13 protein-coding genes are annotated in these 12,834 nt (G+C 36.6%); 10 read left to right on the top strand and 3 right to left on the bottom strand.

The window, feature by feature from the left end; genetic code table 11:
- Positions 1–277: 277 nt before the first annotated feature.
- From IRB43_RS17250 to IRB43_RS17240, 3 genes are all read right to left on the bottom strand, one after another.
- Positions 278–751 (bottom strand): hypothetical protein, encoded by a 474-nt coding sequence (locus IRB43_RS17250; RefSeq protein WP_063384535.1) that lies wholly within the window; start codon positions 749–751, stop codon positions 278–280.
- Positions 748–1,725, bottom strand: a complete 978-nt coding sequence (locus tag IRB43_RS17245; protein ID WP_203364692.1) for a tyrosine-type recombinase/integrase — start codon at positions 1,723–1,725, stop codon at positions 748–750. Before IRB43_RS17245 ends, IRB43_RS17250 begins: the two co-directional genes overlap by 4 nt.
- A 1,068-nt stretch (positions 1,726–2,793) precedes the next feature.
- The gene (locus IRB43_RS17240) at positions 2,794–3,588 is read right to left on the bottom strand and encodes a LexA family protein (RefSeq protein ID WP_063384537.1); all 795 of its coding nucleotides are present in this window, start codon (positions 3,586–3,588) and stop codon (positions 2,794–2,796) included.
- A gap of 150 nt (positions 3,589–3,738) precedes the next feature.
- On the opposite strand from IRB43_RS17240, the gene IRB43_RS17235 reads away from it, so the two are divergent.
- The 10 genes from IRB43_RS17235 (at position 3,739) to IRB43_RS17190 (ending at position 12,723) form a co-directional block, all read left to right on the top strand.
- Positions 3,739–3,936: a hypothetical protein gene (locus IRB43_RS17235; protein WP_063384538.1), complete on the top strand. Its 198-nt coding sequence runs from the start codon at positions 3,739–3,741 to the stop codon at positions 3,934–3,936.
- The gene (locus IRB43_RS17230; RefSeq protein WP_063384539.1) at positions 3,926–4,807 is read left to right on the top strand and encodes a bifunctional DNA primase/polymerase; all 882 of its coding nucleotides are present in this window, start codon (positions 3,926–3,928) and stop codon (positions 4,805–4,807) included. Before IRB43_RS17235 ends, IRB43_RS17230 begins: the two co-directional genes overlap by 11 nt.
- Positions 4,800–6,293: a hypothetical protein gene (locus IRB43_RS17225; protein ID WP_063384540.1), complete on the top strand. Its 1,494-nt coding sequence runs from the start codon at positions 4,800–4,802 to the stop codon at positions 6,291–6,293. Before IRB43_RS17230 ends, IRB43_RS17225 begins: the two co-directional genes overlap by 8 nt.
- Before the next feature lie 73 nt (positions 6,294–6,366).
- Positions 6,367–6,678, top strand: a complete 312-nt coding sequence (locus IRB43_RS17220) for a hypothetical protein (protein WP_063384541.1) — start codon at positions 6,367–6,369, stop codon at positions 6,676–6,678.
- A 14-nt stretch (positions 6,679–6,692) separates the two neighbouring features.
- The gene (locus IRB43_RS17215) at positions 6,693–7,553 is read left to right on the top strand and encodes a tyrosine-type recombinase/integrase (RefSeq protein WP_203364691.1); all 861 of its coding nucleotides are present in this window, start codon (positions 6,693–6,695) and stop codon (positions 7,551–7,553) included.
- A gap of 20 nt (positions 7,554–7,573) precedes the next feature.
- The gene (locus IRB43_RS17210; RefSeq protein WP_063384543.1) at positions 7,574–8,233 is read left to right on the top strand and encodes a hypothetical protein; all 660 of its coding nucleotides are present in this window, start codon (positions 7,574–7,576) and stop codon (positions 8,231–8,233) included.
- Positions 8,234–8,357: 124 nt separating this feature from the next.
- Positions 8,358–9,251 carry a tyrosine-type recombinase/integrase gene (locus IRB43_RS17205; RefSeq protein WP_063384544.1) on the top strand — a complete coding sequence of 298 codons (894 nt, stop codon included), beginning with the start codon at positions 8,358–8,360 and terminating at the stop codon, positions 9,249–9,251.
- Between the two features lie 50 nt (positions 9,252–9,301).
- Positions 9,302–10,204: a hypothetical protein gene (locus IRB43_RS17200; RefSeq protein ID WP_063384545.1), complete on the top strand. Its 903-nt coding sequence runs from the start codon at positions 9,302–9,304 to the stop codon at positions 10,202–10,204.
- A gap of 153 nt (positions 10,205–10,357) precedes the next feature.
- On the top strand, positions 10,358–10,528 hold the full coding sequence (locus IRB43_RS17195) for a hypothetical protein (protein WP_203364690.1): 171 nt from the start codon (positions 10,358–10,360) through the stop codon (positions 10,526–10,528).
- Positions 10,529–11,253: 725 nt separating this feature from the next.
- Positions 11,254–12,723: an ATP-binding protein gene (locus tag IRB43_RS17190; protein ID WP_063384546.1), complete on the top strand. Its 1,470-nt coding sequence runs from the start codon at positions 11,254–11,256 to the stop codon at positions 12,721–12,723.
- The last annotated feature ends 111 nt before the right edge of the window (positions 12,724–12,834 follow it).

The following is a 12,834-nucleotide window of genomic DNA, read 5'->3' as shown; positions in this document are numbered from 1 at the left end:
GAATCAATATGTCAGCTGCTAAGCAAAATTTTCGGCTAAAGTTAATAGCTAATGCTCGTTCGAAAGTTCGTGAATAGAAATCTAGTGAAACTCAAGTACCACTCCCTCAAGCGATACTAATTGAAAATAAACAAAAAGCCATTGAAAAAAGCATCCAAGAGTGACGAAAAAAATACGCACATTGTGATGTGGATTTTAGAGATGTCGCTGATTTGGAATTCGAATAAGTAGATGAGGAGAAAAGATTGCTCGTTTATTAACCAGCAATCTTTTTGATTTAGCTAATGAAGGGGAATAAATGTTTATACTGCGCATCATAAGCCTCTATTTTTAGGAACTCTTCTTCTTTTGTGTCGAGTCTAACAGATAGATCGACGTGTAGTGGGCTGCATAGGCGGACGATCCAGCCTTCTTTGTGATGGCAATATAGTCCGTGGTATTGATAGGGATAGACGCTAGCTAAATACTGCTCTTTCAGTTCGGTCATAACTTCTGCCATGCTGAGATCTCGCGGCAGATGACGCAATGGCACTTCAAAGGTGTGAAGGCCGTTAAAGTGACGTTCGTTCATTCGGCTGTTCTTAATGGGCTGTTTGTCGAGCGCTTTTCTTCGCCAGGCACCAACAGCTTCACGGAGGTGTTTTTTATCTTCTTCTGCTAGAAGAAGCTTTTCTTTCAATTCTTGTAGTTCTGCGTTCAATATGTTGTTTTCTGCTTTCAGTGCTTCGAGTGTATCTTGCCAAACATTCATGATTGGTCCTCCTTTTTCCCAAGGTATATAGTTGTTACTTCATCACGTCCGTGTCCAAGTAATGCCGCTGTTTGTAAGCGAGCGGTCTGGAAGGAAAGTCCTTGTTTGATTCGCTTTTCGTATTCTCGTCTAGCAAAGGTATGACGCAAGCCATGGAATGTAATCCTTGGTCGCATTTCATCAATGTCAAATGATTGTTGGTAGGGATTATCGTTTGTTAAAACGTTCTCCATAAAGCTGGTTCGATGGTTCGCAATCCAATTTTGAATTGATTTCATTGCTTGATCATGTGTCCAACCGTGCCAACCAAAAAAGATCGTATCGGTCGTTGAGGGAGTGGCTAAAATCGTTTGGAAAATGGATCGTGCGCCATTATTTAGTGGAATATCTCTTGGGATACCGCCTTTCGTGTTTACAAGACGGAGAGATTCAGTGTTTATAGCTTTTTTCAGCTGGGTACGGCGCAGTGCTGTCACTTCTTCAATTCGTGTTCCTAAAAATTCGGTAATGGTAATGGCCCAAAATATATGGACTCGATCCATTTCTTTAGCTAGCTGCTTGGCTCTAACTATTTCTTCAGACGTCCATGCTCGATCAACTCCTCGTGTTCTTCGTTTTTTAAGGTTAAATTTAGAATTATCACTAGTTAGCATGTTACGGCTGTTTGATACAAGTGAGTGCAGTTTGCGAATAGCTGCTAGGTCAGTTTTAATGGCAGCACTTGATATTCCTGCTTTCACGGATTCTATCACAAAAGATTCAAGGTGCTTGTCTGATATGTTACGGAAATTTTGAGATTTATAATAAATCGCTAAATGTTTACAGAATTCGTAAATCCCCGCACGGTACCTCGCCGTTCCTCTTTTAGATTGATGGTGTTTCTTAAAATGGAGCAATCGTTCCGCTTGTTTTTTTAGGTTCTCGTACACTTTTTTCTCTTTTTCAGTCAGTGTCCAGTCTCTTCGTTTCGTCAATGATCTTTCACCTCCCTTCAAGCATATAAGCGAAATGGGCATAATTCTCCCAATAGTACTAAGTATGGTTTCACACCTATTACACTATATAAATTCTTCTCCAAGCCGATAGTACTAAGAATAAAGTGAAGTGTCTCACTCTTCCAAGGGAGAAGATAGAATAAATGATTCGTTAAGAAATAGTAGCTGATTCCCAATTTGGGTAGCGTATTTAGCGCTTCAGCGAGCACGTATCAGTCTTACTGATGCCGCTTATACGGCGTCGTGCGTGCAAATCTTTTTGCAGAGGGGCGCACTACTTCTCTCTCTGCTTCTGGCTTCAACAATTAAACCAATTTTCCAATCATCGCAGTTTGCGCTTGACCTATTTCTAAACCGCTGGTCCTGGCGATCGGCTCTTTTCAGCTGCCTGCACTCTGGTTCTTTTCGGTCGACGTGCAACAGCATGTCCGACTCGTTTCTCCGGCATAGTCCTCAAATGGAGAAAACACTCTATATCAAAGCTGACATAAAAAAGGGACAGTGTACTCAGCTTTTGTACGTTCTGTCCGGATCTTTCGCATATTGGATTGTTAATAAACACAAAAAAGCCCCTCAGATGGATTTTTTAAGCAACGCCAAATAAAACGTTGTTTCAAATCACCCGAGGGGCATGTTGTTGTTAGTTTGGTTAAAAAAAGAAAAAAAGTAAACAGATATAGTCACAGTATACGATAGAGCATCGCACTTGTAAAGAAATGAAAATGTCGTGACAGTAGGTGACGACTAATGACAATATATGTGACGATTGATTTCCAAAGAAACGTTGGTATAGCAAGGTTTGTGACAATATGACAACTTTATTATTAACAATATATACATATATATGTATATATAAAGAGTAGGTGACAAATAGCGTCACAATCGTCACAGGTGTCACAAAGTGCATTAAATCAAAGTTTCTGTGAGGATGAAGTGTCACCGGATTTTATAGAAAGTGACACTTTTTCTGAAGTGAACTATTAAAACAAATTTCAATTTTTTAGAACACAAACGACCAAATATCAATATCTCTCCCTAAAGGAGTGATTAATTAAACGGTTCGATAAAGCATTTTCCTGACTCAGCATATATAACAACACCTATGATATCAATTGATTTATTATCAACAAATCTTAATGGGTATTTAGGATTACTAGGTCTTACTATATATCCTCCTGAAAATTCCAAATCCTGTTGTAGCCGTGTTATAATGGCTGGTTGATTATTGATGGACACAACTAGCAAATCTGTTTCATCCCAATCATCGGTCTTCACTGCAACTACTGTATCTCCATGAGTTATATTATCAAGACTCATGCTATCATCATAAACCTTTAAGGCAAATCCATTTACCCCACGAACTAATACTCTGTCAACGTAATATTCTCCTATAATATCATTATCATAAAAAGTTGCACCTGGATATATTTTATCCAAAAGAGGTATTGGTCTATAGACGTTAAATAATGCCTTCTCTGGTGGGGTTGATAGTTCCTTCCAATAAGTTTCTAGAAAAAATTTTTTTGTTTTTCCATCGGATTGGTATTCAAAATCAGGTATATCATCTTTATTAATATAAACGTCAGATAAAAAATCCTTAAAATGATCAGGGATATCTTGATGAAAAGAAGCCATTATTAAAGCTTTTGGATCGTTACCCGTCACTTTTGCTAAAGCAGCACAAATATATGGATCAGGAGGATCTGCCTTATCATTTTGTAGGTTACTGAGATAGGATTTTGACATTGAGTAGCCCATCTCCTTTATGTCTTCAACAATCGTATTTAATGATAAACCACTAGACTTTATATATTGTTTTAAAAGAGATGCAAATTCTCTCATTGACAATACCTCCTTTTATAGTTGACAAAAAAAACAAACAAATATAACATGTGGTTGTGGAGGTGTTTTTATAAAAAAACGATTTTTTTGTTTTTGTTAGGTATTTTTATTTATTTGTTTTTGATAAAAAACAAAAAAGGGGGGACATCCATGAAAAATTTAATAATCAAACAAAAGATTCGTGAAGAAAAAATTTTCACATATGAAGTAGCAGACGAGTTGCAAATTCATGAAAACACACTCTATCGTCTTTTTCGAAAACCACTTTCTACAGAAGACGAACAGCGCATCATGCAAGCCATTGAACAGGTTAAGTTAAAAAAGGAGCGTAATCAGCATGTACGATGAGACGATTCAACATGCACTTGCTTATCATCGTAGAGGTTTTACTGTCATGCCTCTCGAAGGGAAGCGTCCTATTTTAAAAGGATGGACAAGTCGTTTTCACTTACAACCTTTAACAGAACAAGAAATTCAATTCGGTATAATTAACGAAAATGGCCAACGAATTAGCTTTGCTCATAAAAATCTTGGAATTTTAACAGGCCATATCTCAAATTGCATTGTCATTGATGTCGATGACGAAGAAGCGTTGAAACAACTAGAATTTTTAGGACCACTTCCACGATCATGGACCGTAAAAACAAACCGCGGTTATCATTTTTATTACATGTATCATCCAGGTGTATCATCTTGCACACCGTTTGAAAAAACTGATATTTTGTCAGATAAAAAGCAGGTTGTAGCGCCACCATCCATTCATCCTAGTGGACATAAATATAAATGGGTTATTTCACCACATGATACTGAGTTGGCTCCATTTCCAGAGTGGCTCATTCCCTATATGGAAAAAAAGCGATCCTGCCAGATCGCTTCAACTGAAAAGAAGTCTCCTTCCAAAAAGACTTTGAATTCATTATATAAAAAGATGGGTAGAAAGAAAAGCACAGAGGTAGAAACGATCATACAGACTGTAGACTGGATTGAATTCTATCGTCGCTTTGTCGAGAATATGAAAGGAAACGGAGAGTGGCTTAGTACTACTTGTCCGTTCCATGACGATGAAAATAATTCTTTCTCTTTTCACATTCACACTGGCGGTTGGACATGTTTTGCAGGATGCGGAAGTGGTAACGGCATTCAAGCGATACAGAGATTATATAAAGTCTCATTTCATCAAGCACTGAAAATTGCTAGTGGGGAAGACGTATATGTCTAAACGTAAAGCAGGCGATGTGAAGCGGGTGGAAGAATTAGACGTAAAAGAGCGCATTAAAGCAAAATATGAAAATAAAGAGATTTCTCAGACGAAGGCATTAATCGATCTTGTCTATGCATCAGCAGAAGAATTCTTTAAAACGGATCTTGGTATAGTAGCAACGATTACGATAAACGGAATACAGCGAAATGTATTGTTGGAAGAGCCACTATTCAAACAGTGGATGATCAATGAGTATTATCAACACTTTCATGACAGCCCAAGGTCTTCTGCTGTAAAAGAAGCGCACGCTACGCTTCAGTCTATTGAAGAGATAAATAATGTGATCTGGAAAGAAATTTTTATAAGAGTGGCTCATGATGATGAAGGAAAAGTGTACGTTGACTCTGGGAATGAAGCTTTTGATGTTATAGAAGTGTCAAAAACCGGTTGGCAGATTGTGAAGGGGGCACCGGTCAAGTTTATTCGTTCAAAAACAATGCGAAGCTTACCTTCCCCACAGTCGCGTGGAGAATTAGATGAACTCAAACAAATTTTTCAATTTAAAGAGGAGCAGTTCATTTTGTGGCTGGCGTTTGTCATCGGATGCTTTAACCCTCGTGGACCATATCCTTTGTTAGTTTTAAATGGAGCTCAAGGGGCTGGGAAAACGATAGTAAGCGAAATAACTAAATCAGTTATTGATCCTGGGTATGCGACGTTGCGTACACTGCCAGAAAATGAAGAAGATTTACTCGTCATGGCACAAAAGAATTGGCTGCTGGCATTTGATAATATTTCAAAAATATCAGAGCATATGTCAGATGCCCTTTGTAAATTGTCAACCGGCGGTGGGTTATCTCGTCGACAATTGTATACGAATGATGAAGAATCTGTTTTAAAAGCTATGAAGCCCGTCATTCTAAACGGCATCGAGAATATTACGAAACGTTACGATTTAGCAGATCGCTCCATTGTCCTAACTTTGCCGATGATTATGTCTGAAAATCGTCGAACAAAAGAAGAGATTTGGAGAGATTTTGAAAAAATAAAAGGACCAATTATGGGACTAATTTATGATGCAGTGAGTATGGCATTGAAAAATTACAATATGATTCATCTGCCTCAAAAGCCCCGAATGGCTGACTTTGCAAAATGGATCACGGCTGCTGAGCCAGCTCTTGGGTTTGATAATGGTACGTTTCTTACAGCATTTAATAATAATCGACGCTTAGTAGCTGAAGAAGCAAGCGAGTATGATTGGCTATTATCGGCTGTGATTGAAATGATGAAAAAACATGATTGTGTGTCAGCACCAGCTTCAGAGATGTTGAAGCTTTTAAGAAAAACAATATCTGCACAAGAGATTTTGGGAGACGAGTGGATTTCTGCCTACAAGTTAAAGTCTGCCATTACGCGAATTGAAGGAGCATTACTCGAGAATAAAATTCAATATGAATATATTCGTACGCGTGACGCTCGTCTTCATACTTTTACTAAACTGTAAATTTATTTACCCTCCTTTCTTTCAATAAAAAAGAAAGAAAGGGTAATTCTATAATTTTGAAAGGGTGTACTTTATGAATTCGGTGAATTTAACTGGGGATCGAAATTGGGACACAATGATGCACTTATTTTTAGAGCATCCAAAACTGTCCAAATATTTAGATTGTGTAGATCAAGAAAACGGCTATATTGAGAAAGAAAAACTGAAAAAGCTATCGGCACCGTGGTCAACATCTGAAAAGTTTGTATTAGATTTTGCGCTTCATTTATACGATGCAGATCATCATGTAAATCTTCATCAGATCGATTATTTAGACGTGCACAATCGAGCGCTCATTTTTGGTGCTTTTGGTTACAGATTCCAGTGTCGTCATTTATCTTCTTGAAGGGAATGAGTGAAATGTTATTTGAAGAAGCACAAACAGCCTATTTGACTTACTTGAAAATGAATGAATATAGTTCCGAAACAATAAAAGGATATACAAAAGATTTAAATTCTCTCAATCGATTTCTTCAGGGACATCTAAATGGTCTAGTGTACCTCGATGATGTTACTCGTGATGACCTTGAAGAATACTTAATCTATTTAGCTGAAGAACGAAATTTGCAACCGAGAAGTCGAAATCGCTATTTAGCTAGTGTAAGTTCGCTATTTAATTATGCATTAAAAAAAGGATGGATCGAACGAAATCCTGCAGCAACAATTGATAGCGCTAAAGTGATTGAAAAACAAAAGGTTTCTCTTACTGAAAAAGAAATGGAAGAACTACTTGGTACTATTAAACATCCTATTATTCATACATCGATTATTTTTATGTTGAAAACAGGGTTGCGGATCAATGAAACTGTTGAATTGAAAATGGAGCATGTTGATTTTGAGAATGGTTTAATATACGTCGTAAATGGAAAAGGAAAGAAAAATCGAACGGTGCCAATGGCAGCATCTTTACGACCGTATTTATTAGAATATCTTGAAACGGAAAGAGACTCTGAATCTCCTTACTTTTTCGCTACTAAAAAAACAGGCAGATTATCTGGCCAATATGTAAATATGCAATTGCGAAAGGCAGCAAAGAAACTTAGATGGACCAAGAAAGTAACTAATCATACATTACGTCGAAGTTTTGCTACAAACTTATTGAGTAAAGGAACGAATGTAGTTACCATACAGCACTTATTAGGCCATGCTTCATTGAAAACTACCAGCATTTATCTGAATGTTCAAACAGATGATTTAAGAGAAGCCGTTAATCAATTGTAAAGAAAGGAGTGTAATTTACTATGTTAGCTGAACTACAGAAAGAAGATCGAACAAATTACATTTTACAATCACTGAACGCTGGTATTAGCAGAGAGGAGTTAGCAATAGGACTAAATCATAGTGATTATCGTTCGTTAGACATGTATATGCGTCGGCACGGTTATACGTGGGATAAAGAGGTTCAAAATTATGTACCAAAAGAAAAGAAAATATCTCAAGAACAAGTAAATGGCTCAATTGTTCACCCTGGGAAAATCAATCAAATAATCGCCCTATTTGAAGCAGGGCATGATGCCAAGGAAGTGGCCAAAAAGCTTCTGTTTCCGAATCATCGATCCTTGGCAGATTATATGAAGGAGAAGCATTATGAATGGGATAACAAGATTAGAAATTACGTCCCAATGGCCCATGCAGAATCGAAAGAACTACAAGAACAGAAGAATAATGAGGTGATTGAAGAACAGGTATCCGACTCATTTATTAATCAAATCCCACGGTATCTTATTCCAGGAATCGCCCAAAACAAAAATGTTCAGCTAAGTCATTTATTAAATCAACTGGTTCTTGATTTTTCCTATGAGAATAATATTACGCAACGCCAAATATTCGAATCGGCCATTCTAGAGTTTTTAATGAAGCACGGCTATCGTCATGAAGTAAAAGCTCTGTTTCAAAAATAATGAATGTATCTATTCGTAGAATGTCAATACTGCGAACAATACAAGAATAATAGTCTTGTTACTGTTCGCAGTACGATATAAAAAGATAAATGGCTAGTTCGCAGTACGAAAAAAAGAAGGTGGTATGGTGAATGTTATTGATGCTTATATTTTTCACCTGAAAGAAGAGGGAAAAGATGACAAGACTGTTCAATCCTATCATCATGTAATTAGAGAATATTGCAGCTGGAGTGGTAACGAGGCATCAATCACTGACGCACGCCCAATTGACGTAAAAGAATATATTTCTTTTCTTCGACATGATAAAAGGTTAAACCCAGCAACAGTCAATAAGTATATTACAGCATTGAATTCTTTTTTCCTCTTTTTAGAGGAAGCTGGCTATATAAAAGAAAATCCTATGACTCGTATAAAGCGCGTGGCGATTGCTGATAGCGATAGTGGTGAGCCGAAGTGGTTAACGTCAGCCGAGCAAGAACGTTTTATTAGCTATGCTGAACTTGAGCCCAGTGATTGGTTACGTACAAGAAATCTAGCGATCATTGATTTAATGTTATACGTGGGGCTACGTGTGCAAGAAGTAGTTGATCTTGCGGTTGTGGATATTTCACTGACTGGCAAAGATGTAAAGGTTATTGTGCGGGATGGAAAAAAAGGGAAGTATGCGGTTGTTACACTTGTTCATAAATATTCTCGTAACTTGAAGCAGTGGCTAAAGTTGCGCGGTGAATGTGAAAAAGCTTCCCATCGTAACTCCCCTTGGTTATTTGTATCTGAGCGATCGGAGCAAATAACGACTCGAGGAATCCAAAAATTTATGAAAAAGTACGGTGACCTAGCTGGGATGGAAGGGATCACACCGCACAGACTTAGACATAGCTTTTGCAAAAATCTTGCTTTGAATGATACACCAATCGAAATCATTCGTCGGCTTGCTCGACATGAAAGTATTAATACGACAGCGATTTATGTAGATCCGTCTCATGAAGAGTTGATTAAGTCGTTGAGAAGAATGTAAACAGAGGCTTGGTTTGGAATGAAATTTTAAGGGAGATGAAGGACTGTCTAATGGTAATGATTAAAGAGGCTTATATAAAAGGCACTTTGACTACGGTTAGTGTTGGAGAAGCTGAGAGAAAAAAGCTCAATCATCTGTCCTATTCATGTGTACATTGTGGAGTTGATTTGAAATTTGTAGGAAGTACTACAAGAAAAGATGGTACACCGGTATCTGGTCATTTTAAAATGAAATCTCATTTGGAGCCACATAAAGAACATTGTGTTTATGATGTGTTATCTGAATTAAAACGAATAGCAAATAAGTCTGATGGAACGTTAAAATTGCTTGATGAAAAGATGTATAAATTTAATATCGGCATTCCTTTAGCAAACATTAAACCGCAGAATAATCAACCTAAAAAATCAAGTCGACCTTATGTAGCGAATAAGGACCATTTAAAAGCTACCGATAATAGTGGCAGCATACGGACATTAAGAAAACTTATGGCGTTGCGAGCAATTTTAAATGATCAAAAAGAATTGTCTCAAATGATTACGCTTGAATGTAAGGGGAGCATTATTAAATGGGGTGATTTCTATTATGTACGAGACAGATACTATAAATGCTTCCAAAAACATAAGAAAAATAATGGTTATCCAATCTGTATCCAGGGAACGTTTGAACTGAAGGATTTAAGGGCTAAGTATGGTTATTATGTATTGGAGTTTAACTCTGCTTTTCTACCTAAAAATAACAATGATGAGGTACTGCGGAAACCTACAGTTTCGTATACAATTCATGATCAAAAGATCATTGATATTATTAAAGAGAAGCAAGAACAAGGCAAAAAAGAGATGGTTGTATATTCTATGATTAGATGCCAATCAAAGTTTGTAAATAACAAAAAGCCACTCGAATATTTAAATATTTATGGAACTATTGATCATCGTAATCAGTTTATTTTTATCTAAAATCAAAACCTACAGTTTTTAATACATAAAGGATCCTTGTTTTTAATCGCAAGGATCCTTATTTTGTTCACGGCGAAAAATAGAGAATTAAGCTGTAGTGCATTCGCTCTAATAGGTTACCTACTTCTCTTTTTTTAAAAGTGTGCGAAGCTAATGAGTGAATATGCGAAGCTGGTGTCTTTAATACGCTTCATTGCCGCTTTACTTGCGTCAAATTGTGCGAAGCAGTTGCGTGTATGTACGAAGCTAATGAGTGAATATGTGAAGTTGGTGTCTCCAATTTGCTTCATTGTCGCTCTATTTGTATCAAATTGTGCGAAGTAGTTGCGTGTGTATGCGAAGCTAGTGTTTCTAATCCGTTTGATTGCCGCGTTAGTTGCGTCAAATTGTGCGAAGTAGCTTCGTGTGTATGCGAAGCTTGATGATGATAGTCCATTTATTGGTCCTAATATTGGTCTTTTCTTCGGTCATGAGATTTTGCTTGTATTAACATCTATTAGGTGAGCTTATAAAAGCAAAAAGGACCATTTAGGACTAATAATAGTTCATTTATTGGTCCCAATATTGGTCTTTTTCTGTGGTCGTGAGATTTTGCTTGTATTAATGGCTATTAGGCGGGCCTATAAAAGTAAAAAGGACCATTTAGGACTAATAATAGTTCATTTATTGGTCCCGATATTGGTCTTTTCTTTGGTGGGGAGACGTTTGTATTAACGCCTATTATACGGATTATAAAGCAAAAGGATCATTTAGGACCAATAATAGTCTATTTATTGGTCCCATATTGGTTTTTTCTTTGGTTGTGAAACGTTTGTATTAACGTTTATTAGGTGGATTATAAAAGTAAAAGGAACGATTAAAGACTAATAATAGTCCATTACTGCTCTTTTTGTTTGTTAAGAGATGCTTGTATTGATGTTTTTAATGGAATATGTTGTCTAGTATTGTTTAATTGAAGGATATTAAGGAGAAAATGATTAATATGTTATCTGCTTGTGATATGCTCTTATTAAACAGTTCTGCTGTAATAATTGCAGGAGGGGGAAAGTATGAGCTTTTCTAAATATGATACTACACTAACAATGGACTTCTTATTAACGACCAATGAAAACCAATTTTTTGATCGTAAGTCAGCAGGAATTAAAATAAATAAACTAGCTGAAGCGATTGTGGGATTTGCTAATGCTGACGGTGGATTAATTGCTGTGGGTATTGAAGATGGAAAAATCCAAGGTGTTCTCTCTCAAGGAAACACAAAAGTTAATGATATTATTCAGTGTGGTTTTGAAAAGTGTTTTCCATCTGTGAACTATAAATACGAGAACATTGAAGTCATGAAAAACAATGGAAAAAAAGATGAAATTATCTTACTTCACATAGACCCAAGTATTGATAAAGTCCATAAAACTGAAGCAGATGAGGTGTTCTTAAGAGTAGGCGATGAAACAAAAAAGCTGACTTTTGAACAAAGGATAGATATTGAATATGACAAGGGTAGTCGCTTGTATGAAGAGCGGATTGCTGAAAATTGCAGGTTAGATGATCTTGATCATGATGTCTTAAATAAATATAGGAGTTTGTTAAATTTTACAGGAACTTTTGAAGAGCTTCTTTTAGCAAGAGGGTTTGTAAGAAGAGTAAATAATGAAGTACAAGTAACTGTTGGTGGTGCTTTAATGTTTGCAAAGTTCCCAACGGCCTTTGTTCCGAGCGCAAAATTAAGATTTTTTCGCTATGATGGAACAAAAGCTGAAGTGGGAACATCGATGAACATTTCTAAACAAAAAGTGTTTGAGGCTCCGATACCTAAGTTAATTGATGAATCAAAAGAATTTATTGATACACAGTTGAGGGAGTTCACTGCTCTAGATACTAATACTGGAAAATTCATTACAGTTCCTGAATATCCTCCTTTTGCTTGGCAAGAAGGAGTTATTAATGCTATTACTCATCGAGCTTACAATATACACGGTGATGATATTAAGATATTTATGTTCGATGATAGGCTAGAAATCCACAGTCCAGGTCAACTTCCCAATATAGTGAGCGTTGAGAATATCAAATTTACACGCTACTCAAGGAACCCTAAAATAGCCCGTGCATTAACTGAGTTTGGATGGGTACGGGAGCTGAATGAAGGTGTTAAACGGATTTATCGAGATATGGAGCAATTTTTTTTAGAGCCGCCTTTATATGCTGAGACCAATACCTCAGTAATTCTTACTCTTAAAAATAATATTGTAATGCGTAGAAGAAGAAGGGAAGAACGAATTTCTACGATTTTAAATAGGAATTGGAAAAGTCTAACTGATGATGAAAAAGTAGCTTTAGAACTGGCTTACGAAAAGGATAAGTTAAAAACAAAACAACTTGCTGAAGCTCTAGGGAAAAGTCCGCAGTATGCTCGTAAAATTCTTAAGTTGTTAGAGGAGAAAGAACTTATTAAGAAGATAGCTTCCTCAAACCGAGATCCTAATTTACATTATATATTGAATAGTGGAGAAGAGTCTTCCAATTAAAAGGTAAAATGTTGATAACCATTGACAAAGTATAGCAACTTGACGTAAGTAACATGAAGCTTGACGCGAGAAGATGAAGTGAAACGTTGATATAAGGGATAGAACTGCGCA

Source organism: Bacillus sp. REN10, from assembly GCF_016820555.1.
Lineage (GTDB): Bacteria > Bacillota > Bacilli > Bacillales > Domibacillaceae > Bacillus_CE.
The sequence above is the reverse complement of the archived record's forward strand: the minus strand, read 5'-3'. Positions and strand labels throughout refer to the sequence as shown.

Bases quoted from the DNA above. Each gene is read 5' to 3' on its own strand.
- IRB43_RS17250 (WP_063384535.1), bottom strand. From the start codon at position 751: ATGAATGTTTGGCAAGATACACTCGAAGCACTGAAAGCAGAAAACAAC.
- IRB43_RS17240 (WP_063384537.1), bottom strand. From the start codon at position 3,588: ATGAGAGAATTTGCATCTCTTTTAAAACAATATATAAAGTCTAGTGGT.
- IRB43_RS17235 (WP_063384538.1), top strand. From the start codon at position 3,739: ATGAAAAATTTAATAATCAAACAAAAGATTCGTGAAGAAAAAATTTTC.
- IRB43_RS17230 (WP_063384539.1), top strand. From the start codon at position 3,926: ATGTACGATGAGACGATTCAACATGCACTTGCTTATCATCGTAGAGGT.
- IRB43_RS17225 (WP_063384540.1), top strand. From the start codon at position 4,800: ATGTCTAAACGTAAAGCAGGCGATGTGAAGCGGGTGGAAGAATTAGAC.
- IRB43_RS17220 (WP_063384541.1), top strand. From the start codon at position 6,367: ATGAATTCGGTGAATTTAACTGGGGATCGAAATTGGGACACAATGATG.
- IRB43_RS17215 (WP_203364691.1), top strand. From the start codon at position 6,693: ATGTTATTTGAAGAAGCACAAACAGCCTATTTGACTTACTTGAAAATG.
- IRB43_RS17210 (WP_063384543.1), top strand. From the start codon at position 7,574: ATGTTAGCTGAACTACAGAAAGAAGATCGAACAAATTACATTTTACAA.
- IRB43_RS17205 (WP_063384544.1), top strand. From the start codon at position 8,358: ATGGTGAATGTTATTGATGCTTATATTTTTCACCTGAAAGAAGAGGGA.
- IRB43_RS17200 (WP_063384545.1), top strand. From the start codon at position 9,302: ATGGTAATGATTAAAGAGGCTTATATAAAAGGCACTTTGACTACGGTT.
- IRB43_RS17195 (WP_203364690.1), top strand. From the start codon at position 10,358: ATGAGTGAATATGCGAAGCTGGTGTCTTTAATACGCTTCATTGCCGCT.
- IRB43_RS17190 (WP_063384546.1), top strand. From the start codon at position 11,254: ATGAGCTTTTCTAAATATGATACTACACTAACAATGGACTTCTTATTA.